Here is a 22,087-nt window from a genome sequence, read left to right as displayed (position 1 = left end):
GGTTCGTAGCTTTTTCTAGCGCCCCGGCGGAGAGCCGGGATTCACGAGGAGGACCGACCGTGGCCAGGTTCGAAGCTGCCCCTGAATCGACTGCGCTCCCCGCCAGCGAGGAGCATGTCGTCATCTTCAAGCTCGCCGATGAGTACTACGCGCTCGATATCCAGGCGGTGCAGGAGATCGTCCGGATGCAGACGATCACCAGCATCCCCGGCGCCGATTTCTGGGTGGAGGGCATCACGAACCTCCGCGGCAGGGTCGTGCCCGTCATCGACCTGCGGAAGCGGTGCGGCGTCCCGGCCAGCGAGTACACCCCGGAAACCCGCATCGTCGTCGTCAGCAGCTCGACCGGCATGGTCGGGCTCATCGTCGATGCGGTGAGCGAAGTGATGCGCATCCCCGGCGACCAGGTGGAGCCGCCGAGCGCCATCGTCGCCGGGCCGGAGAACGGCTACCTCCGCGGCGTCGCGAAGCTCGAAGACCGCCTCGTCTCGCTGGTCGACCTCGAAGGGGTGCTGCCCGCCTCCGCGGATGACTACGGCAGCTTCTCCCGGGCGGCCTGACCGGGCGCGGCAGCAGCGCCGCGGGACGGACCGACGGATTTCGATTCCTTGATTGCGAGGAGTGCCGCCGCATGGCCAGCACGAAAGGAACCCCGCTCCAGTTCGACCTCGACGACGAGGACCTGAAGCTCTTCCTCGAAGAGGCGGAGGAGCAAATCGAACTGCTCGACCAGTCGCTCGTCCAGCTCGAGGGCGAACCCGACCCCGCGCTCGTCCAGCGCATCTTCCGGGCGGCGCACACCCTGAAAGGTTCGAGCGCGACGATCGGCCACAAGAAGATGGCCTCGCTCACCCACGCGATGGAAACGGTGCTCGACGCGGTGCGGCAGGGCCGGCGGGCGCCGACGTCCGACGTGGTCGATGCGCTGCTGGCGGGGCTCGACGCGCTCCGCGTGCTCGCCAACGAAGTCGTCACCCGGGTCGATTCGGGCATCGAGACCGAACGCCTCGAGGCCGACTTGATGGCCGTGCTCGAAGGCGACGGCCCGGCCGTGGCGCTGCCAGAAGCCCATGACGCACCGGTCTACCAGGTGCCGGCGGGCGCGCTCGAGTGCTGCTGGGAGGACGTCGAGCAGGGCCAGGGCATCTACTTCGTCGACGTGACCATCGCGTCCGATTGCCAGCTGCCGTCCATCCGCTGCTACCAGGTGCTCCAGGAGATGGAGAGCATCGGCAAGGTGGCGGCCTGCTGGCCGGAGCGCGACGTCATCGAGGCTGGCGGCGGCGAGTACCGGATGGCGAGCCTCCTGGTGACGCGCCAGACTGACGAGCAGGTCGCGGCCGCGCTGAAAGCAGTGAGCGACGTCGCCGCCGTGCGGCTCCGGCAGGTGCCGCCCGCAGAAGCCACCGGCCCCATCGAAGGTTTCCGCGACGAGCCGCAGCAGCCCGCGGCAGCCCGGCCGGAGGCCGGCGAAGCGCGGGAAGACGCCCCGGCGGAGACGCAGCGGGGCGCAAACGGCCGCAAGGCCTCCCAGTCCGTCCGCATCGATGTCGAGCGGCTGGACGGGCTGATGAACCTCGTCGGCGAGCTGGTCATCGACCGCACCCGCCTCCAGCAGGTGCGCGAACAGCTCAGCTCCGTGCTCCGCGACGCCAGCCTGAGCGAGCTGATGGACAACTTCGAAGAGACGACCTCACACCTCGCCCGCGTGACCGACGAGCTCCAGGAGCAGATCATGCGCAGCCGCATGCTGCCGGTCCGCTCGGTGCTTTCGCGGCTGCCGCGCCTCGTGCGGGACGTCGCCGTGAAGTGCGGGAAGAAAGTCGACCTCGTCACCGCCGGCGAAGAGACGGAGCTGGACCGCTCCGTCATCGAAGAGATTTCCGACCCGCTCGTGCACATCCTCCGCAACGCCGTGGACCACGGGATCGAATCGCCCGAGGAGCGGCGCGCGGCCGGCAAGCCCGAGACCGGGACCATCTCGGTCACCGCCTGGAACCAGGAGACCTACATCTACCTCGCCGTGCGCGATGACGGCCGCGGGATCGACACCTCCGCGCTGCGGCGAAAGGTGGTGGAAAAGGGGCTGATGACACGCGAAGCTGCCGAGGCGTCGACCGACGACCAGGTCGTCCAGTGGATCTTCATGCCGGGGCTTTCCACCGCGAAGCAGATCACCGACGTCTCGGGCCGGGGCGTCGGCATGGACATCGTCCGGACCAACATCGAGCGGCTGAACGGCCAGATCACCGTGAGCAGCGTGCCCGGCAAGGGGACGGAAGTCATCATCCAGCTGCCGCTCACGCTGGCGACGACGAAGGCGCTCATGGTCTCCGCCAACGGCACCGTCTATGCCATCCCCCTCGTCTCGGTCACGGAGGCACTCGCCGACCACGAGGCCGACATCCACACCGTCGGCGGCCGCAAGACGCTGCGGCTGCGGCACCGGCTGCTGCCGATGATCGACCTCGCGGCCGCGCTCGGCGACACCCGCCCGCGGATGCTGCCGACGGACGGCTACTTCGTCGTCGCCGCGCGCCACGGCGACCGCCAGGCGGCGTTCATCGTCGACCGGCTGCTCGGCGAACAGGACGTCGTCGTCAAATCCCTCGGCGACATGCTCGGGACCCGGAAGGGTCTCACCGGGGCGACCATCCTCGGCGACGGCACCCTCGGCCTCATCGTCGATATCGCCAGCCTCGTGACCGAACAGGCCGCCGTCGCGGTCCCGGCGTAGCGCCGCCCGGACCCTCACCCCCCACCCACGCAGGGAGCATGCAGATGGCCGTTGATGAGCTGATTCCCACCCTGGCTGCAGTTGCCGCGGACGGCGCGGTGCGCGCCGGCAGGGGCCTGAGCGGGCTGATGGGCCAGGAGATTTCCATCCACGTCCCGAACATCCGCACCGGGACGAAGAACGACGCCTGCGATGCCGTCGGCGGCGAGGAGACGGTCGTCATCGGCTCCTACCTCTCGATTTCGGGGGACATCACGGGGCACGTGATGCTGCTCTTCCCGGAGCCGCGGGCGCTGGAATGCGTCGACCTCATGATGGGGCAGGAGCCGGGCACCACGACCGGCCCGGACGAGATGGCCTGCTCCGCGATTTCGGAGCTGGGCAACATCGTCGGCTCCGCGTTCGTCAACGCCCTGGCCGACCACCTGAACCTGGTGCTCCACCCGAGCCCGCCGCAAGTGCTCCACGACATGGCCATTGCGCTGGTCGAGTCCGTCTATGCGGAGGTGCTGTCGCAGGGCAGCGACGTCGTCATGATGGATGCCGTCTTCGAGGACCAGAAGGGGCGCACCGCGGGCCTGCTCATCGTCGCGCCGGACCCGGCATCGCTCGGGGCGCTCCAGAGGGTAGCGGCATGACGACCACGACCGCCGAGGCCCGGCGCATCTCCGTGGGCATCGGCCAGCTCGCCCTCAGCCGCGACCCGCATGACATCCTCGTGGCCTACGGCCTCGGCTCGTGCGTCGGCATCGCCTGTTACGACCCGGAGGCGAAAGTGGCGGCCCTCGCGCACATCCTCCTGCCGTCTTCCGAGGGGAAGCGGGTGGATGACCGCGAGCCCGCGCGCTTCGCCGATACGGGCATCGACCTGCTGCTCCAGCGCCTCGCTGAGGCCGGCGCCGTCAAGCGGCGGCTCATCGTGAAGGTCGCAGGCGGCGCCGCAGTCCTCGGGGCTGCGAACGCCGAGAAATTCAAGATCGGCGTCCGGAATGCCGAAGCCATAACCGAACGGTTGAAGCACCACGGGATCCGCGTGACCGCCGCCGACCTCGGCGGGACCAAAGGGCGCACGATGGAGCTCCACGTGGCGACGGGCAAGACCTTCGTCCGAACGGCCGCTTCACCGGCCAGCGAACTGTAGGAGACACACGATGGCAACCATTCTCGTTGTCGACGATGCCGCCTTCATGCGCATGAGGATGTCCAAGATCCTCACGGAGGCCGGGTACGAAGTCATCCAGGCCGAGAACGGCCTCGAGGCGGTCGAAAAGTACCAGGCGGCGAAGCCCGATGCGGTCCTGATGGACATCACCATGCCGGAGATGGACGGGCTCACCGCCCTCAAGGAGATCCGGAAGGTGGACCCGAACGCGAAAGTGGCCATGGTCACGGCGCTCGGCCAGCAGCAGATCGTCCTCGAAGCCGTCAAGAGCGGGGCGAAGGACTTCCTCGTCAAGCCGGCCGAGGCCGACCGCGTGCTCGCCGCCGTCAGCAAGCTCTGCAACTGAGCGGGGAGGCGCGGCGGTGGCATACCCGGCCCAGTCCCCGGCGCGCCCGTTGCGCGTCCTCATCGTCGACGATTCGGCGTTCATGCGGCGCGCGATCGAGCGCCTGCTCACGGCCCACCCCGGCGTCACCGTCGTCGGCCAGGCCGCCGACGGCATGGAGGCCGTCCAGAAGGCGCTGCAGCTCCGCCCGGACGTCATCACCATGGACGTCGAGATGCCCCGCATGGACGGCGTCTCGGCTGTCGCCGAGATCATGCAGACGGTGCCGACACCGATCGTGATGGTCTCGACCCTCACGCACGAAGGCACGTCGACCGCCATCCGCGCGCTCGAAGCGGGCGCCGTCGAATGCGTCGGCAAGCCGTCCGGCCTTAGCGCCGACCTCGTCAACGTCGGCGAAAAGCTCTTCGAAGCGGTCCAGCGGGCGAGCCAGGCGCGGCTGACGCGGCGGCGGCCGGCGGCGCCGGCTCCCCCCGTCGTGCGGCTGCCCGAGCGCCCGCGCCTCACGGGCAGCCAGCAGCCCGCCAAATACGCGGTGGTCATCGGCTCCTCCACGGGCGGGCCGCCGGCCCTCACGCAGGTCGTGCCCCACCTTCCGGCCGGCCTCAACGCGGCGGTGTTGGTGGTGCAGCACATGCCGCCCGGTTTCACGGGCGCGCTGGCCCGCCGGCTGGACGGGCTCTCGCCGCTACCTGTCGCGGAGGCGCAGGAGGGCGACCTCCTCCTCCCCGGGCGGGTGCTCATCGCGCCCGGCGATTTCCACCTCATCATCGGGCGGGACCGGCGGGTCCGGCTCGACCGCGGCCCGACCGTCCACGGCGTGCGCCCGAGCGTCGATGTCACCCTGTTCTCGGCCGCGGAGGTGTTCGGCAGCGCCGTCAGCGTCGCCATCCTCACGGGGATGGGCCGGGACGGGGCCGACGGCGCCGCCCGGGTCGAGGCCGCCGGGGGACAGGTGTTCGCCCAGGACGAAGCGACCAGCGTGGTCTACGGCATGCCGCGCGTCACCGTCGAACGGACGAAGTCGGCGCGGCAGCTGCCCATCGACCGCATCGCCGCGGCGCTCGCCGCGAGCGTTCCCGGGAGGCAGGCATGACGATGCAGGAGACCGGTTCCGACCCCCAGTGGCTCTCGTTCCGGCGCGCGCTGGAGGCCGCCATCGGCGTCCCGCTCGGCCAGTACAAGGAGCCCCAGATGAAGCGGCGGCTCGGGAGCCTGATGACCCGCCGCGGCATCAGCTCGTGGACGGCGTTCTCGCGCGCCATCGCCACCGACCCGAAGCTGCTCGACGAAGTGCGGGACACGCTCACCATCAACGTCAGCGAGTTCTTCCGCCAGCCCGAGCGGTTCCGCGAACTGGAGACGCGCTGGTTCCCCCAGCTCCTGAAGGAGCGCCGCAGCCTGAAGATCTGGAGCGCCGGCTGCTCCATCGGCTGCGAGCCCTACACCATCGCGATGATCCTCGACCGGATCGACCCGCAGGGCCGCCACAGCATCCTCGCCACCGACGTCGACATGCCGATTCTCTCGCGCGCGAAGGACGGCGCCGGCTACCTGCCCTCCGAAGTGCGCTCCGTGCCGCCGGACTACCTGAAGCGGTACTTCATCCACGAAGACGGGACGTACCGGGTGGTCGACGAGATTCGGCGGAAGGTGACCTTCCGGCGGCACGACCTCCTGAAGGACCCGTACCCCTCCGATCTCGACCTCATCGCCTGCCGCAACGTCGTCATCTACTTCACCGATGAGGCGAAGGCCCACATCTACGCCGGCTTCAGCAAGGCGCTGCGGCCGGGCGGCGTCCTCTTCGTCGGCGGGAGCGAGATGATCATGCGCTCCGGCGAAATCGGCCTCAAAACCGCGGGCGTGAACCTGTATCAGCGGGCTGCATAGCCGGCTCCGGGAGCTCCGGCGCGAAGCGGCTGGCGGCCAGCCATGCAGCGAATGCGCAGGCAACGCCCACCAGCAGGTCGGACACGTAGTGCTCGCCGAGGTACACCAGCGACAGCGCCATCACCGCCGAGTAGCCGAGGAGCCACGGGGCGAGCGCCGGGATGTGGCGCCGCGCCCAAAGGTACATCGCGAACGTGACCGCCATGTGGATCGACGGCATCGCCGCGACGGAGTTCGGCTCGCCGAGCGCGGCGTACAGCGACGAGTAGGCGCTGCCGTGGATGGAGCCGCCGACGTAATCCATGACCCGGCGCACGCCGGCGAGCGCGCCGAGTTCGCCGGCGAACCACGGCGGCGCGGTGGGAACGACGAAGAACAGCGCCAGCCCGAGCCACATCGTCCCGACCATCAGCAGCGCGAAGCGCGGGAAGTGGCGCCGGTCCACCAGGAAGACGCCGACGGCGAGGGCGTGCGGCGCGATGAAGAACGACCAGTGGGTCGCCACCGCAGCGTAGTCGACGAACCCGATGCGGCGGGGGTCGAACAACTCCCGCTGAAGCCAGAGCGTCGGGTCCGTGCCGAGGAAGAGCCAGCGGTCGAAGCGGATGGGGTATTCGATGCGGACCGGCACGCCAGTCTCATCGGCGTAGGCGCGGAGCAGCGTGTAGACGAAGATTCCGCCGACGTAGACGAACCACCAGCGGCGGATGCGCCGCTGCCGAATCTCCGGCGCCCAGAGGAGCGCGGCGACGCCGACGAGGAGGAAACCGACCCAGAGGTGGTCCTGCCACGTGCGGGTCGCGACCGACGCGGTCATCGCGAGCAGGATGCCCGCCTGTGCGGCGAGGAGGAGGCGGCCCCGCCGGGTGGCCGGGGGCTCCGGCAGGGGCGGGAGCCGCAGGCGGCTCCATCCGCGCGGGCGGCCGGATTCGGCAATCACCGACACGCCTTCCAGCGTAGCCCGGCCGTTTCCCTTGGGGAAGGCTTGTGGCACGCTGTTGGGGAAGGGACTGGGCAGTGATCCGTTCGCTTGCCAGGTCGGCGCCCGGGTTCGTCGTCACCGCCGCATCGGTGGCGCTCCTGTGGCAGCTCATCCCGTGGACGCCCACGGTCGCCTCGCTGCGCACCGCCGACCCGCTGTTCGTCGCCCTCGCCATCGCCTGCCTCGTGGCTTCGCTGGTCGCCAAGACGGTCCGCTGGCGGCTGCTCCTGCCCGAATCGGCGCCCGTCACCACGCGCCGGCTCTACCGCATCCTCCATATCAGCTTTTTGCTGAACAACGTGCTGCCGGCGCGCCTCGGCGATGTGGCCCGCGTCGCCATGACGACCCGCCAGCCGGGCATTCGGCTCGGGCACGTCCTTTCTTCGATGCTCACCGAGCGGGTGACGGACACGGTCACGCTGCTGCTCTGCTTCCTCGCCGTGAGTCCGTTCCTGCCCGTGCCGGCGCGGTACGAAGGATGGAAGACGGCTGCATGGGTCATCGTGGCGGCGCTCGCCGCGGCCGTGGCGCTGGGCGCGCTGTTCCGCGGCCGGCTCCGGTCGGTGGCGCGCTCCGAGCGGCTGCACCGCCGGCTGCCCGCCAACCAGCGCATCCGCGCCGAGGCCTCCTCGTTCGCGGACGGCCTGGGCCGGCTCTTCCGGCGCGAGCGCGTCGTCCACATCTGGGGCTGGTCGTGGACGGCGTGGGTCGGCGCATTCGCGATCAACTATCTGCTGATGCGGGCACTCGCGATCGATGCCCCGCTCGCCGTCGCGGTCCTCCTCACCTGCACCACCAACCTCGCCATGCTGCTCCCGAGTTCGCCGGGCGCGATTGGCGTCTTCCACATCGCCGCGACGGCCTCGCTGCTGCCCTTCGGGGTGCCCGAGGCGCGGGCGCTCAGCTTCGCCATCCTGGCGCACCTCGTGAACGTCGTGCCCGTGAGCCTCATCGGCGCCGCGCTGCTGCTCGCCAGCCGGGACCGGCTTTCGCCCGCGCTGCTGCGCCGCGAGGCGAGCCCCGCGGCGCAGGCGCTGGGCGACGACTGAAGGCGGAGCCTCAGCCCCAGAGCTCCTTCGCTTCCCGGCGCAGCTCCGCCCGGAAATCCGGGTGGGCGATGGAGATGAGCTCCTCGGCGCGCTGGCGGTGGTTCTTGTCCAGCAGCCGCGCGACCCCGTACTCCGTGATGATCGTGTCCGCGAGGTAGCGGGGGATGGTCACGAGCGTGCCGGCCTCGTGCTTCGCCACGACCTTCGAAATCGTGCCGTCCATCGCCGTCGAGCGCATCACCGTGATGGCGCGGCCGTTTTTGCACATCGCCGCCGCCATGTGGGTATCGGGCTGACCGCCGGTGCCGTTCACCATATGGCCGCCGAACCGGTCCTCGCTCGCGATTTGGCCGAGGAGGTCGACCGCGATGGCGCTGTTGATCGACGTCATCTGGTGGTTCTGGGACATGAAGGCCGGGTTCAGCACGATGTCGTGCTGGTGCAGCTCGAACGCCGGGTTATCGGCGATGATCTTCAGGTCTTCGCCATCGCAGCCGGTCCAGGCGACGGCGATGCACTTGCCGGGGAAGAGCGTCTTCTTCGAGCCGTCGATGATGCCGCGCGCCCAGAGCTTCGCCAGCCCGGGCGAGCCGAGCTCGGTGTGGACGCCGAGGTGCTTCGCGTCATCGAAGGCGCCGGCGAGGAACATCAGCTGGCTGGGCTGGCCCACGCCGACCTGGATGGTGTCGCCGTCGCGGATGATCTGGCGGAGGTTGTCGGCGATCGCCTGGGCCGCCGGGTCGACCTCCTGGATGCCGAGCGCGGCCCCGAGGAGCGACGGCGGGAAGGTGTGGAACGTGTGCTCCACGAGCGCCAGCTGGTCCGGCGTGGCCCGCTTCATGATGTCGAGCAGCGCCTGCCGGTCCTCCTCCTTCGCCTGCGTGCGGACGCGCTCCTCCATCGCCGGGATGTCGACGGGCTTCATCACGCCGTCGATGAACGTCTCGATTTCGGAGACGTGCATCCAGACGTCGCCGTGGACCGGCGTGATGTTCGGGTCGACGATGGCGATGGTGTGCTTGCACCGCTTGGCGTAGCTCTTCCGCTGCCACATGTGGGGGCCGAAGTGCACGTAGCCGTGCTCGTTCGGCGGGCTGCAGGGCGTGAGGAAGACGTCCGGGATGCGGGCCTCAGGCCGGCCGTTGTCGAACGCCTTCATGCCGAGCATGAACGTGTTCGGCAGGTAGGTCGCAATCTTGGCGTCGTGCGCGGGGCGCATCGCATCGCCGATGAACAGCTCGATTTCGCGCTCGCCCTTGAAGAGTTCGGTGTTGAACAGGTCCGGGTAGTTCGGCGCCAGCGTGCGGACCGAGACGTTGCCGAGCTGCTTCGCGCGCTCGATGAACGCCTGCACGAGCGGGGCGGGGCAGAGGATGGTGACGCCGACGAGGTCGCCTTCCTTGATGACCTGCATCGCCTCGGCGAGGGACTTCTGCCGGGATTTGTACTCGTCGCGCCAGTTCTGGTAGCGGATGGCCATGGGCACACCTCCGTGGGGGATGGCCGGGCAGCTCGCCCGGCAGGCTGACGGGGGATTCTACATTCCTGAATCGAAAGGGGCAGTTCACCGCCTTCGCGGCCTCTGGTAGAGTTCCGCGGTGCCGCAGGGCAGGCGGCACGAGCAGGAGGTGGGACGAATGCAGGCGCTGGATGACGTCCGCGTCCTCGACCTGACGCACCATATCGCGGGCCCCTACGCAACGCGGCTGCTCGCCGACCTCGGGGCCGACGTCATCAAAATCGAAAAGCCCGGCGGCGACATCGCCCGCCAGCTGCCGCCTTTCAAAGGCGGCGTGCCGCACCCGGAGCGCAGCGGCCTCTTCTTCTACCTCAACTGCAACAAGCGCTCCGTCGTGCTCGACCTGCGCGAGCCGGCGGGCAAAGCCGCGCTCGAAGCGCTGGCGAAAACGGCGCACGTCGTCGTCGAGAACTTTGCGCCGGGCACGCTCGACCGGCTCGGCGTGGGCGTCGACTTCTTCCGGCGCATCAACCTCGCCCTGCCCGTCGTCTCTATCTCGAACTTCGGGCAAACCGGGCCCTACCGCGACTATCGCCTGAGCGAGCTGACCCTGTACGGCTTCGCCGGCGAGATGTACTCCATGGGCCTCACCGAGCGCGAGCCGGTGAAGATGGCCGGCACCGCGGCCCTCTTCGAATCGGGCGCGGCCGCGTCCGTCGCCATCATGGGCGCGCTCTGGGCGGCGAAGCGGTTCGGCATCGGCCAGCACGTCGACGTTTCGCTCGCCGAGACCCATTTCGGCGGCGTCGACCGGCGCCACGCGACGGCCATCGCCTACCAGTTCAGCGGCCGGAAGACGATCCGCGCGGCGGGCGGCGGCGCGGGCATGCCGCAGGGCATCTACCCCTGCGCCGACGGGTACGTGGAGTTCACGAACGCCGCCCTCCGGCCGGACCGCGTCGACGACATGCTCGGGCACCCGGAATGGAACCAGGACCCGCGCTTCAACGACCCCGTCCAGCGGCTCGACCCCGCGGTCATCGAAGAGTGGAACGTCTACTTCCTCACCTGGTGCCTCGAGCGCACGAAGCGGGAGATCTGGGCCGAGGCCCGGCGCGCCAAGGTGCTCTGCGGGCCGCTCTTCAGCATGGAAGACCTCTTCGAGGACGACCACTTCCGGGACCGCGGCTTCTGGGCGCGGGCCGAGCATCCCGAGCTGGGCGAAGTCGAATTCCCCGGGCGCCCGTTCCTCATGGGCAAGGGCGGCTGGCAGCTCCGCCGGGTCGCCCCGCTGCTGGGCCAGCACACCGGGGAAGTGCTCCGCGAGGCCGGCGTCGATGACGCCACGATCAGCCAGGTGCTCGCTGGGGGAGGTGCGCGGTGACTCACAAACCCCTCGAAGGCATCCGCGTCATCGATCTCTGCGTCGTCTGGGCCGGGCCGTTCGCCACGATGCTGCTCGGCGACCTCGGCGCGGAGGTCATCAAGCCGGAAAACCCGTTCGTATTCCAGCCGATGACCCGCGGCGCGATGGCGCGCCCGCCGCAAATCCTGCTGGAGCGGAGCATCGCCTGGAGCGGCGGCCTGCCGCGCAACGAAGTCGGCCCGCGGCCGTGGAACTACAACCCCACCTTCGTCAGCCTCTACCGGAACAAGAAGAGCTTCACCGTCGACCTCCGGCGGCCCGAAGGAAAGGACATCCTCCGCCGCCTCGTCGCGATCTCCGATGTCGTCTACGAGAACAACGCCGTAGGCACGCTCGAAAAGCTCGGCATCACCGAAGCGTGGCTCCGCGAAGCGAACCCCGCCATCATCCTCGTCCGCGTGCCGGCCTACGGGCTGACGGGCCCCTACCACAACGCCCGCGCCCTCGGGGTGCACCTCGAGGCGGTGATGGGGCACACCCTTCTTCGCGGCTACGACGATGCCGACCCCTCGGCCAACACCGCGATCTACTCCGGCGACTACATGGCCGGGGCGCAAGGGGCGCTCGCCGTGATGGCCGCGCTCTGGTATCGCGAGCGGACGGGCGAGGGCCAGACGATCGAAATCGCCCAGGCGGAGAACGCCGCCGCGATGTTCACCCACGCCATCATGGACTACTCGCTCAACCGGAACGTGCAGGGCGCCATCGGCAACCGCGACGTCCACGGCCGCGCTCCCTGCGGCGTCTACCCGGCAAAATCCCCCGGCACGGCGGCCACGATGGATGACCGCTGGATCGCCATCCACATCGAAAACGATGCCCAGTGGCAGCGGCTCGTCGAGGCGATGGGCTCGCCCGAGTGGGCGCGGGACCCGCGCTTCGCCACGAACGAGGGCCGCGCTGCGCACCACCGCGAAATCGACGAGGGCATCGCAGCCTGGACGCGCGAGCGCGACGACTACGAGCTGATGCACCAGCTGCAGGCGCTCGGCATCGCCGCGGCCCCGGTCCTCGAAGCCTCGCGGATGTTCGACGACCCCCACCTGCGGGCGCGGGACTTCTTCAAAACGCAGACCGTCCGCGATGCGGGGACCCACGAGTACGTCGGGCCGCTCTGGAAGTTCGAGAAGACGCCGGTCGAGTTCTACCAGCCGCCCGTCTGTTTCGGCGAACACAACGAGTACGTATACCGCGAGCTGCTCAAGGTCAGCGATGAGGAGTACGCCGCGCTCCGGGCGGGCGGCCACATCGCCGAAGAGTACGACCCGAGTGTGCCCTGACCGGCGGATTTCGCGCCCGGCCGCGGGTAGAATGCGCGGCAACACCTGAGCCCCTGCACTGGAGGATGTGGCATGGCCGACGTTGGCCTCCCTGTCGACGAGCGGTACGACCCGCCGGCGCACGCCCGCGAAGGCGCGCTCGTCGCCGATATGGACACCTACCGCGAGCTGTACCGCCGGAGCGTCGAGGACCGCGACAACTTCTGGCGGGAGATGGCGGACCGGTTCCTCACGTTCTCGAAGCCGTTCGAACGGGTCGTCGAAGAGGATTTGCGGGCGGGCAAGATCGCCTGGTTCATCGGCGGGAAGCTGAACGCCTCCGTGAACTGCGTCGACCGGCACCTCGCCGCCCGTGGCGACAAGACCGCCATTCTCTGGGAGGGTGACGAGCCCGGCACGAACCGCCGCGTCACCTACCGCGAACTCTCCGCCATGGTGAATCAGCTCGCCAACGCCCTCCGCCGCAAGGGCGTGAAGAAGGGCGACCGGGTCGCCATCTACATGGGCATGGTGCCCGAGCTGGCCGCTGCGATGCTCGCCTGCGCCCGCATCGGCGCCATCCACTCGGTCATCTTCGGCGGCTTCTCCCCGCGCTCTATCCGCGACCGCGTGGACGACTCCAGCTGCAAGGCGATCATCACCCAGGACGAAGGGCGCCGCGGCGGCCGGCCCGTCCCGCTCAAGGCGAACGTCGATGAGGCGCTCGCCGAGCCCGGCCACACCGTCGAGTTCGTTATCGTGTACCGCCACACCGGRACGCCGGTGAACATGGTTCCCGGCCGCGACACATGGTGGCACGACGAAGTCGCCGGGGAATCAGCCGAGTGCCCGCCGGAGGAGATGGACAGCGAAGACCCGCTCTTCATCCTCTACACGTCAGGCTCGACCGGGAAGCCGAAGGGCGTCCTCCATACCCACGCCGGCTACCTGCTCCACGTGATGGCCAGCCACCGGTACGTCTTCGACGTGCGGGAGGAGGACGTCTACTGCTGCGCGGCCGACGTCGGCTGGATCACCGGCCACAGCTACATCGTCTACGGCCCGCTCGGCAACGGCGCGACGACCGTCATGTTCGAATCGGTGCCGACGTACCCGGATGCCGGCCGCTACTGGGACATGGTCGACCGCCTCGGCATCAACGTGTTCTACACCGCGCCGACGGCCATCCGCGCCATCGCCCGCGAAGGAAACGAGTATGTCACGAAGTATCGCCGCACCTCGCTGCGCGTCCTCGGGACCGTCGGCGAGCCGATCAACCCGGAAGCGTGGCGCTGGTACTTCAACGTCGTCGGCGAAGGCCGCTGCTCCATCGTCGATACCTACTGGCAGACGGAAACGGGCGGCCACATGATCACCGGCCTCGCCGGCTGCACGCCGATGAAGCCCGGTTCCGGCTCGCTGCCGTTCTTCGGCGTCCAGCCGTGCGTCGTCGACGAAAACGGCAATGAGCTCGAAGGGAACGGCGTCACCGGCCGGCTCTGCATGAAGGCCTCCTGGCCCGGCATGATGCGGACGGTCTACGGCGACCACGACCGGTTCGTCCAGACGTACCTGACGGCGTACCCCGGCAAGTACTTCACGGGCGACGGGTGCCACCGGGACCAGGACGGCTACTACTGGATCACCGGCCGCGTGGACGACGTCCTGAACGTCGCCGGGCACCGCCTCGGGACCGCGGAGATCGAAGGCGCGCTCGTCGGCCACCCCGCCGTCGCCGAGGCGGCCGTCGTCGGCTACCCGCACGACGTGAAAGGCACCGGGATTTACGCGTACGTGCTGCTGAAAGCCGGGTTCAGCGGCTCGCCGGAGCTGGCGAAAGAACTCCGCGACGCCGTCCGGAAGGAGATCAGCCCGATCGCGACGCCGGACCGCATCCAGTTCGTGGAGGGACTCCCGAAGACGCGCTCCGGGAAGATCATGCGCCGCATCCTCCGGAAGATTGCCGAAGGCGAGCCGGAGAACGTCGGCGACGTCACGACGCTGGCCGACCCGGCGGTGGTGCAGGAGATCATCGCCGGGGCTGCGAAGGCGGACTGAACGGGCCGCGGACCGGTTCGCACCCTGCGAAACATCCTGTTACAATCCGGCCCGCAACAGGATGCCGGCCCGAACCGGGTTCGGCAGGCCGCGCGGGACGCGGTCACGACACATCGAAAGGGACGCAGAACGAATGGACCTTGGCCTCAGCGAAGAACAGGAACTGCTGAAAAACTCCGCCCGCGAGTTCCTCGAGAAGGAGTGCCCGGAAGAGCACGTCCGCGCCATGGAGGACGATGAGAAGGGCTACAGCCCCGAGCTCTGGAAGAAGATGGCCGACCTCGGCTGGCAGGGGCTCATGATTCCCGAGGAGTACGGCGGGGCCGGCTTCTCCTTCCTCGACCTCTGCATCCTCGTCGAGGAGTTCGGCCGGGCGCTCGTGCCGGGTCCGTTCATCCCCAACGCCGTCTGCGCCGCTGAACTCATCCTCGCCGGCACCGAGGAGCAGAAGAAGAAGTACCTGCCGAACATCGCCAACGGCACCGCCATCCACACCTACGCCATCACCGAACCCTCCGGCCGCTGGGACCGCGAAGGCATCGAGATGAAGGCCACCCAGAGCGGCAGCGACTTCGTGCTCAACGGCACCAAGCTCTTCGTGCCGGACGCCCACGTCGCCGACTACCTCCACGTCGTCGCGTGGAAGCCGGACGGCCGCCTCAGCACCTTCATCGTGCCCCGCACCGCGGAAGGCATCAGCATCACCGTCCTGAAGACGATCGCCAGCGACAAGCAGTGCGAAGTCGTCTTCAAGGACGTGAAAGTGCCGGCCGCTGACGTCATCGACATGGACGACAAGACGGCCGCCCGCCTGCGCAATATGGCGACCTGCCTCGAGTGCGCTTACCTCGTCGGCCTTGCCCAGCGCGACTTCGAGATCTCGGTCAACTACGCCAAGGAGCGCGTCCAGTTCGGCCGCCCGATCGGCTCCTTCCAGGCCATCCAGCACAAGGCCGCCGACATGGTCACCGACGTCGACGGCATGCGGTTCATCATGTACAAGGCCGCCTGGGCCACCAGCGAGAACGAGGACTCGCAGGACATGGACACCGCCATGGCGAAGGCCTGGTGCAGCGACGCCAGCCGGCGGGTGGTCGCCCACGGCCAGCAGATCCACGGCGGCATCGGCTTCACCAAGGACTACATCATCCAGCTCTACTTCCGCCGCCAGAAGCGGGCGGAACTCTTCTGGGGCGACGGCGACTACCACCGCGAGCGCGTCGCCCAGATGCTGGAGATCTAATTCGGCTCCTGTTCTCGAACGGAAGCGGGGCCCGCGCGCGGGCCCCGCTTCATGTTGTGCATTTGCGCACACAACCAATCATCGAGATTCACCGCAGCGCGCCGAACATTTGCATATACCACCTACGGGGGTCACGATTGGCCCCGGCGGGAAGCAGCACAAGGAGAACACACAAATGCGATTTCATCGTTTCAAGCTCGGGGCGCTCCTGCTCCCCGCCGTGGTGGCCGCCGGCCTCCTCGGGGCGTGCGGCGGCGGTGGCGGTGGCGGCGGGACCGGCTCCGATGAGCAGTTCGTCGCTGACGTCTGCAAAGCCGGCGCCAAGTTCCAGGACGACCTGACCAAGCTCATCGCCAAGCTCGCGACCATCGAGAGCGAAGAGGAAGCGGCCAAGGAGGTCGCCAAGCCCTTCGAAGATTTCGCGGCCTCGTTCAAGAAGGCGAAGCCGCCGGCCGACCTGAAAGAGTGGCACACCGGGGCCGGCAAGTCGCTCGACCAGGCCGTTGCCGCGCTCAAGAAGGGTGACACCTCGACGTTCGACGGCGACCCGTTCCCCGAGCCGCCGTCCGGCGCAGCCGACCGCCTGAACAAGATCGCCGAGAAGAACGCCGACTGCCAAAAGGCGCAGCTCTTCTCGGAGTAGTCTTCCGGGCCAGTTCCCAGCCCGCCGCACGAGGGGGCCGGCCCGGCGCCGGCCCCTTTTCCGTTTTCGAACCGGTCCGCCCGCTCCCGTAGCACCGTTCGCGCCGGTCCGGCATAGTGTCCCGCATGCGGCGCGCCGGCCCGCCCCTGCATGCCCGGACGAGCCGGGCCCTCGCCTGGTCGGTCGCGGTCGCGCTCATCGTCCTGGCCGCGGTCGCGGCTCTGCCGGCGCCGGGGCAGCCGCCCGGGGCGTCCCCGCCCGCTGACGGCTACCGCGTCAGCATCCACGTGCTCACCTGGGACGGGAGCGACCCGGACCTCGAGCCGGTCCCCGACGCCGGCGCCGCCTTCAAGCTCAACCCAAACCGCTGGTCGCCCTCGGCGATGCCGGTACGGGTATGGCTCAACCCCGCGGGCGGGCCGTCCACCCTGCCGGTCGAGGACCTGGTCCGCAGCGCCGTCAGCCAGTGGAGCAGCATCGAGGGGTCGGCGTTCCGCTTCGAATACGCCGGCACGACGACCGCAGACGCCGGCGCCTGCAACTTCGCCAACCGGCAGCTCGACGGGCGCAACACCATTACCTTCACGACGGGGCTTCCCTCGACGACGCTGGGCGTCACCTGCAGCGTCTGGGGCGGCAGCGGCAACCTGCGGGAGTTCGACATCCAGCTGAACGCCAGCGTGAACTGGGGACCAAGCGGCAGCCTCGGCCCGGGGCAGTTCGATCTCGCCTCGACGATCCTCCACGAGCTGGGGCACGGGGCGGGCCTCGGCCACCCCTGCGAAAACACGGCCCGCTGCACCGACGACGAGCGGCAGGCCGTGATGTACCCTGCGCTCAGGCCGCGGGAGGAGCGCAACGTGCTCCAGCCCGATGACCGCGCGGCGATGGTCGAGGCCTACCCGGCACCGGGCGGACAGGGGGCCGGGTTCCGGCTGGTCTTGCCGGTCGTGAGCCGGGACTGACGGCGTTCAGTCGTCGCCGAGGTCGAGGTCATCCCAGCTGTGCGAGTGGGAATGACCGCCCGGCCCGTGGCTGTGCCCGTGCGAATGGCCGTGGCCATGCGAATGGCCGCCCCACTCGTGGCTGTGCCCGTGTCCGCCTTCCTCGCCGCCTTCGCCCCCGTCTTCCCAGGGCGCGGGGCCGTCTTCCACGCCGGGCTGCGCCCGGCCGACGAGGACGAAGCGGCCGAAGGACTTCTGCGCCTGTTTGCCACACTTCGGACAGGGGATGACCTGGAGAACGTCGGACATGGGCATCCGCTTTTCCGTGCGGGTGCCGCAGGAAGCACAGACGTATTCGTACAGCGCCATGGCCCGATCGTCCGCCGGCGGGCGGCGGCCGTCAACGCGGGGCGAGGTGCGGGCGGTAGGCCCAGGTGCGGAGCTCCCAGGGCTCGGGCGGCACCTCGGACCAGCCGGCCGGCAGCCCGGGAACGGACCACCCGGCCGGCGGCCGCCAGCGCGGCCATTCGCCGGCGAACACGCCGCTGCGGCGCTCGAGCTCGGCGAGCACGGCCGCAGCCTCGGCGCGCACGGCGGCGGCGAAGGGCTCCGTGAAGACCCCCTGCGCGGCCAGCGCCTCGAATTCGTCGAGGTCCTTCCACTCCCAGCGGAAATCGGGCCACACGACGATATCGAGCGCGTGGTCGTTCGTGTCGAAGCCGATGGGCGTCCGGCGGAACGGCTCTTCGAAGTTGACGTAGTACATCCGGAAGGCGCGGTCCGGGCCTTCCCACGAGCACCAGGTGGAGTGTGCGCGGCCCGGGAACATGAGCCGGAGCGTCTCGCGGCGCCACCGGGCCGGGCCGAGGCGCCGCGGCTCGCCCGGCGGCCGGTGCCAGGCCCGGTATTCGGCACCCTCGGGAATCCAGAGAGCGACCAGCTCGTCGTCGTCGCGCACGACGCGGGCGGGCCACGTCATGCCGACGGTGCTGTCCGCGCGGGTGATGTAGCGCAGCGCGACGGTTTCGCCGGGCTCGAAGCGGCGCATCCTGTCGGAGATCGTCCGCCCGGGCCCGCGCGGCCGCAAGCCGTCAGTAGGCGCGCGGCAGCGGCGTGGGCGTTGCCTTGGGCGGGATGGGCGTGCGGGTCGGCGTCGGGGTCCGCGTCGGCGTCGGCGTGATGGTCGGCGTCGGCGTCGGCGGCTCGGGGGTGGGCGTCGCCGTCGGCGGGCCGGGGTCGGGCGTGTTCGGCTCCGGCGCCGGGCTGCCGCCGCCGTCGCTGCGGGGTGCGCTGCCGCCGGGCCGCGGCGTGTTCGTCGGCGTCGGTTCGGGCGTCGGCGTGTCGTCGGGTTTCGGCGTGGGCGTCGGCGTCGGCGTCCACGGGATGACTTCGCGGCCCGGCACCTGGACGAAATCGGCCGGGTCGACCGGGACGCCGAGGTAGCGGATTTCGAAGTGCAGGAACCCGCCCGGCTCGCCGGCGCCGATGACGGTGGACTTGCTCACGAGGTTGCCCTTCGCGACGCGCAGGCCCYGGAGCCAGCCGTAGACGGTCTCGAACCCGCCGCCGCAGTCGATGACGACGTGCGTGCCGTACCGCTCGTCGCTGCCCGTCGCGGTCACCTCACCGTCGCAGGCCGACTGCACGGGGATGTTCTTGAGGCCGACGAGCGAGAAATCGACGCCGGCGTGGCGGAGGCCGTTGCCGCGGTCGGTTCCGAAGTAGTCTTCGACGCCGGCGTGGGCGGTGAGGGGCAGGGCGAACCGCTTGCCGCCAGCGATGAGGTATTCGCGGATGTCGGGCTTCGGCGGGTTCGCCGCGGGCCGGTAGGTGCCCTCCTCCATACCGCCCGCCCGCGACGACGGGTGGCGGGTCGGCGCCGGGGTGTTCGTGGGCGCCGATTCCGGCTTCCGATCCGGGCCGGCCGGCGATGCGCCGGGGTCGGCGGGCGGCGCCGGGTCGCCGCCGCCGGCCAGCAGCATCCCCACGGCCGCGAACACGGCCAGCACGGGGACGGCGGCGAGCAGGTAGAACGGCGCCATCCGGCGCTCGTTGCGCCGGGAGCGGAACTCCTTTCCGTAGAACCCGCGGCCGGGCGGCATGTGTCCTCCTCGTCGAACCGCTGCAGGCAGGGCGCGTCCCGCCGCCCGCGGCGTCTCCTGCAAGGAGAATCGGCCGGGCGGGCGGCCGCGGACAGGGGCCGGGCCCCCGGTAAAGCCCGGCGGCAACGCCGGGGCAAGACCGCGAGGCGGGCAGATTGCGCGGAGCGGCGCAGGCCGGGATAGTTCGGCCTCGAACGCGCACCTATCGGAGGGACCATGCCCCGGCAGCGCCCCGGCCTGGGCCAGGGCCTCGCAGCCCTCGTCGCCCCCGCCCGTCCGGGCCCATCCCCTATGCCGGCCGCCGCTGCCGGCCCCGCGTGGGAATACGCCGCCATCGTTCGCAAGCGGAAGCGGGTCGTCGTCGAGCTCGCCACCGGCGACCCGGTCCGCGGCTTCAGCCGCCGCCGGGTGCGGGGCATGCCGCTCGTCGCGCTGCTCGGCCTGCTGGGCGCCGCCGGCTGGGAGCTGGTCGCCGTCGAAGGCCGGCGGATGTTCCTGAAGCGGCCGGTGAGCCGGCAATAGCGCATACACGGGCCGTTTCCGCTACTATTTCGGCCGACGCTAAGGACCGCCCCGCAGGGCGGCGCAGCAGAGGGACAGCACCATGACGTACCGCCCCGCGCGCATGCGCTTCGGCATCTTCCTCGCCCCGTTCCACCGCCTCGGTGAAAACCCGACGGTGGCACTCCAGCGCGACCTCGAGCTGGTGGACCACCTCGACCGGCTCGACTACGACGAGGCGTGGTTCGGCGAGCACCACAGCGCCGGCTGGGAGCTCATCGCCTCGCCGGAGCTGATGATCGCTGCTTCGGCCCAGCGGACGAAGCACATCAAGCTCGGCACCGGCGTGAGCTCGCTCCCCTACCACCACCCGTTCATGCTCGCCGACCGGATGGTCCAGCTCGACCACATGACCCGCGGCCGCGCGATGTTCGGCGTCGGCCCCGGGGCGCTCACCTCGGACGCCTACATGCTCGGCATCGACGCGCTCACGCAGCGGGCGCGGATGGACGAGGCGCTCGGCGTCATCCTGCGCCTCTTCCGCGGCGAAACGGTCACGATGGAGACCGAGTGGTTCACCATGCGGGAAGCGCGCCTCCAGCTTGCGCCGTACACGCATCCCCACATGCCGGTCGCCGTCGCGAGCACGTTCTCGCCTGCGGGCCCGGTGACTGCCGGCAAGCACGGCGTGGGCATCCTGAGCGTCGCCGTTTCGCAGCCGGGCGGGCTCATCTCGCTCGCGAAGACGTGGGAGATGGCTGAAGAGGCGGCGGCGAAGGCCGGGAAGACGATCAGCCGCGACGACTGGCGGCTCGTCATGCCGATCCACCTGGCAGAGACCCGCGAACAGGCCTTCGCAGATGTCGCCGAGGGGATGCTCCGCTGGAACAAGGAGTACTTCGAGGAGACGCTCGGGCGCCCGGCCGACCCTTCGAACCCGGGCGACGTCGAATCGACGGTCGCGCGCGGGGGCGCCATCATCGGGACACCGGACGACGCCATCGAGGCGATCGAACGGCTGCTCGAGCTCTCCGGCGGCTTCGGCTGCCTGCTCGGCCTCGCCCACGAATGGACGACCTGGGAGAAGACCATCCACAGCTACGAGCTGTGGGCGCGGTACGTCGCCCCGCGGTTCCAGGGCCAGTACGAGCGCATCGCCGCCAGCCAGAAGTTCGTCTCGGACAACCGCACGACGATCTTCGGCCCGAACGCGGCGGCCATCGGCAAGGCGTTCATCGACGCCGGCGTGCAGCTGCCGGCCGAGATGATCAACCGCATGCAGCGGGGGAACGTCTGACCCGGCGGCGGCCGGCTTGCCCYGCCGCACCGCCCCCGCCAAGATGCCGGGTGTGATGGCCCGTCTCCCGTCCATCGTCCGGGGCCTGGCTGCAGCTGCCTTCGCGGCGGCCCTCCCACTGCTCATCGTGACCGGCACGGTGCGGTGGCTCGCCGGCGATATCGCCTACTACCGGCACGGCTTCCGCGCCTTCGACGCCGCCGGCCGGACCGGGCTGCCGCTTGCCGAGCTCGACCGCGCCGGGCAGGAGATCATCGACTACTTCGAAAACGACGCCGACACCCTCCGCATCGTCGTGACCAACAACGGCGCGGAAGAGCCGCTCTTCGGCGAGCGCGAAGTGGCGCACATGCGCGACGTGAAGACGCTGATGCGGGCGCTCTTCCGCGTCAACGAAGCCGCGCTCGTCGTCGTTCTCGGTTATGTCTCCCTCGCGGTCCTCTGGTCGGGGGAGCGGTCCGTCCGCGGGCTGGCGAAGCTGGCGCTGGCCGGGCTCGCCGCCGGCGCGGCGGCCGTCGGCATCATCGCCGTGTTCGCCGTCGCGGGTTTCGACCGCGCCTGGACGACGTTCCACGAGATCGCCTTCAGGAACGACCTCTGGCGGCTCGACCCCGCGACCGACCGGCTCATCCAGATGTTCCCCGAGCCGTTCTGGCAGGAGACGACCTACCTGGCCGGCGCGCTCATCGGCGCGCAGGCGGCCGTCATCGCTGCGGCGGCCGGGCTCTATCTCTACCGCTCGCGGCGAACGGGCAGCGAATCGGCGTCAGTTCGCTGAGGCGCAGGCGCAGCCGCCACCGCCGCAGCAGCCGCCGGCCGGCGCTTCGGCCACGGCTGCGCCTTTCGGCACCGCGAACATGGAGAGAACGCGCTCGGCGCGGTGGCCCCGGGCGCACGTCGCCGGTTCGCCGGCGCTCGACATCGGGCGGCGCTGTTCGAACTTCTCGCGGCAGGTCGGACAGTAGAACTCGTAGATCGCCATACCG

General features: G+C 69.9%; 23 protein-coding genes. 17 read left to right on the top strand and 6 right to left on the bottom strand.

The features are described 5' to 3' along the window. Positions 1–59 precede the first annotated feature (59 nt). The 7 genes from O0235_RS12740 to O0235_RS12710 all read left to right on the top strand — a co-directional run bounded on the left by O0235_RS12740 (position 60) and on the right by O0235_RS12710 (position 6,138). Positions 60–560, top strand: a complete 501-nt coding sequence (locus O0235_RS12740; RefSeq protein WP_270056157.1) for a chemotaxis protein CheW — start codon at positions 60–62, stop codon at positions 558–560. A 71-nt stretch (positions 561–631) separates the two neighbouring features. Further along, positions 632–2,737, top strand: a complete 2,106-nt coding sequence (locus O0235_RS12735) for a chemotaxis protein CheA (protein WP_270056156.1) — start codon at positions 632–634, stop codon at positions 2,735–2,737. Between the two features lie 44 nt (positions 2,738–2,781). Then, a complete protein-coding gene (locus O0235_RS12730; protein ID WP_270056155.1) occupies positions 2,782–3,375 on the top strand; it encodes a chemotaxis protein CheC in 594 nt (197 codons plus the stop codon). Further along, a complete protein-coding gene (locus O0235_RS12725; RefSeq protein ID WP_270056154.1) occupies positions 3,372–3,878 on the top strand; it encodes a chemotaxis protein CheD in 507 nt (168 codons plus the stop codon). The genes O0235_RS12730 and O0235_RS12725 overlap by 4 nt, the downstream gene beginning before the upstream one ends. A gap of 10 nt (positions 3,879–3,888) precedes the next feature. After that, the gene (locus O0235_RS12720) at positions 3,889–4,245 is read left to right on the top strand and encodes a response regulator (protein ID WP_270056153.1); all 357 of its coding nucleotides are present in this window, start codon (positions 3,889–3,891) and stop codon (positions 4,243–4,245) included. 16 nt (positions 4,246–4,261) lie between these two features. Beyond that, the gene (locus O0235_RS12715; RefSeq protein WP_270056152.1) at positions 4,262–5,341 is read left to right on the top strand and encodes a protein-glutamate methylesterase/protein-glutamine glutaminase; all 1,080 of its coding nucleotides are present in this window, start codon (positions 4,262–4,264) and stop codon (positions 5,339–5,341) included. Beyond that, positions 5,338–6,138: a CheR family methyltransferase gene (locus O0235_RS12710; RefSeq protein ID WP_270056151.1), complete on the top strand. Its 801-nt coding sequence runs from the start codon at positions 5,338–5,340 to the stop codon at positions 6,136–6,138. The genes O0235_RS12715 and O0235_RS12710 overlap by 4 nt, the downstream gene beginning before the upstream one ends. Here the strand turns inward: O0235_RS12710 and O0235_RS12705 are convergent. Continuing rightward, positions 6,098–7,084, bottom strand: coding sequence for a phosphatase PAP2 family protein (locus tag O0235_RS12705; RefSeq protein ID WP_270056150.1), 987 nt, complete (start codon positions 7,082–7,084; stop codon positions 6,098–6,100). The genes O0235_RS12710 and O0235_RS12705 overlap by 41 nt on opposite strands. A 71-nt stretch (positions 7,085–7,155) precedes the next feature. Here O0235_RS12705 and O0235_RS12700 point away from each other — a divergent pair, with 71 nt between their 5' ends. Further along, positions 7,156–8,169, top strand: coding sequence for a lysylphosphatidylglycerol synthase transmembrane domain-containing protein (locus O0235_RS12700; RefSeq protein WP_270056149.1), 1,014 nt, complete (start codon positions 7,156–7,158; stop codon positions 8,167–8,169). A 10-nt stretch (positions 8,170–8,179) separates the two neighbouring features. Here the strand turns inward: O0235_RS12700 and O0235_RS12695 are convergent, their stop codons facing one another. Then, complete coding sequence (locus tag O0235_RS12695) at positions 8,180–9,649, bottom strand: acetyl-CoA hydrolase/transferase family protein (protein WP_270056148.1); 1,470 nt, start codon at positions 9,647–9,649, stop codon at positions 8,180–8,182. A gap of 118 nt (positions 9,650–9,767) precedes the next feature. Here O0235_RS12695 and O0235_RS12690 point away from each other — a divergent pair, with 118 nt between their 5' ends. The 6 genes from O0235_RS12690 to O0235_RS12665 all read left to right on the top strand — a co-directional run bounded on the left by O0235_RS12690 (position 9,768) and on the right by O0235_RS12665 (position 17,222). Then, complete coding sequence (locus O0235_RS12690; RefSeq protein ID WP_270056147.1) at positions 9,768–11,012, top strand: CaiB/BaiF CoA transferase family protein; 1,245 nt, start codon at positions 9,768–9,770, stop codon at positions 11,010–11,012. Further along, on the top strand, positions 11,009–12,334 hold the full coding sequence (locus O0235_RS12685; protein WP_270056146.1) for a CaiB/BaiF CoA transferase family protein: 1,326 nt from the start codon (positions 11,009–11,011) through the stop codon (positions 12,332–12,334). The genes O0235_RS12690 and O0235_RS12685 overlap by 4 nt, the downstream gene beginning before the upstream one ends. A gap of 72 nt (positions 12,335–12,406) precedes the next feature. Then, a complete protein-coding gene (gene acs, locus O0235_RS12680) occupies positions 12,407–14,371 on the top strand; it encodes an acetate--CoA ligase (RefSeq protein ID WP_270056145.1) in 1,965 nt (654 codons plus the stop codon). A 133-nt stretch (positions 14,372–14,504) separates the two neighbouring features. Beyond that, complete coding sequence (locus tag O0235_RS12675; protein ID WP_270056144.1) at positions 14,505–15,614, top strand: acyl-CoA dehydrogenase family protein; 1,110 nt, start codon at positions 14,505–14,507, stop codon at positions 15,612–15,614. Positions 15,615–15,789: 175 nt separating this feature from the next. Next, positions 15,790–16,257: a hypothetical protein gene (locus O0235_RS12670; protein ID WP_270056143.1), complete on the top strand. Its 468-nt coding sequence runs from the start codon at positions 15,790–15,792 to the stop codon at positions 16,255–16,257. Positions 16,258–16,382: 125 nt separating this feature from the next. After that, positions 16,383–17,222, top strand: a complete 840-nt coding sequence (locus O0235_RS12665; RefSeq protein WP_270056142.1) for a matrixin family metalloprotease — start codon at positions 16,383–16,385, stop codon at positions 17,220–17,222. Positions 17,223–17,228: 6 nt separating this feature from the next. Here the strand turns inward: O0235_RS12665 and O0235_RS12660 are convergent, their stop codons facing one another. From O0235_RS12660 to O0235_RS12650, 3 genes are read right to left on the bottom strand one after another with little or no spacing between them, the layout of a single operon-like run. Beyond that, complete coding sequence (locus O0235_RS12660) at positions 17,229–17,570, bottom strand: FmdB family zinc ribbon protein (RefSeq protein ID WP_270056141.1); 342 nt, start codon at positions 17,568–17,570, stop codon at positions 17,229–17,231. A gap of 31 nt (positions 17,571–17,601) precedes the next feature. Beyond that, the gene (locus O0235_RS12655; RefSeq protein ID WP_270056140.1) at positions 17,602–18,249 is read right to left on the bottom strand and encodes a ribonuclease FAU-1 family protein; all 648 of its coding nucleotides are present in this window, start codon (positions 18,247–18,249) and stop codon (positions 17,602–17,604) included. 43 nt (positions 18,250–18,292) lie between these two features. Then, on the bottom strand, positions 18,293–19,303 hold the full coding sequence (locus O0235_RS12650) for a murein hydrolase activator EnvC family protein (RefSeq protein WP_270056139.1): 1,011 nt from the start codon (positions 19,301–19,303) through the stop codon (positions 18,293–18,295). A gap of 216 nt (positions 19,304–19,519) precedes the next feature. On the opposite strand from O0235_RS12650, the gene O0235_RS12645 reads away from it, so the two are divergent. The 3 genes from O0235_RS12645 to O0235_RS12635 all read left to right on the top strand — a co-directional run bounded on the left by O0235_RS12645 (position 19,520) and on the right by O0235_RS12635 (position 21,879). Further along, positions 19,520–19,825: a hypothetical protein gene (locus O0235_RS12645; protein ID WP_270056138.1), complete on the top strand. Its 306-nt coding sequence runs from the start codon at positions 19,520–19,522 to the stop codon at positions 19,823–19,825. Between the two features lie 82 nt (positions 19,826–19,907). Further along, entirely contained in the window at positions 19,908–21,101 is a 1,194-nt protein-coding gene (locus O0235_RS12640) for an LLM class flavin-dependent oxidoreductase (protein WP_270056137.1), read from the top strand. Between the two features lie 55 nt (positions 21,102–21,156). Then, positions 21,157–21,879 (top strand): TIGR01906 family membrane protein, encoded by a 723-nt coding sequence (locus O0235_RS12635; protein ID WP_270056136.1) that lies wholly within the window; start codon positions 21,157–21,159, stop codon positions 21,877–21,879. On the opposite strand, the gene O0235_RS12630 is transcribed toward O0235_RS12635, so the two are convergent. Beyond that, entirely contained in the window at positions 21,868–22,083 is a 216-nt protein-coding gene (locus tag O0235_RS12630) for an FmdB family zinc ribbon protein (protein ID WP_270056135.1), read from the bottom strand. The two genes, O0235_RS12635 and O0235_RS12630, sit on opposite strands and share 12 nt — an antisense overlap. Between the last annotated feature and the right edge of the window lie 4 nt (positions 22,084–22,087).

Origin of the sequence: Tepidiforma flava (assembly GCF_027594505.1) — a bacterium.
Taxonomy (GTDB): Bacteria; Chloroflexota; Dehalococcoidia; order Tepidiformales; family Tepidiformaceae; genus Tepidiforma; species Tepidiforma flava.
Note: the sequence above shows the minus strand (reverse complement) of the source record. Positions and strands in the feature narration are given on the sequence as shown.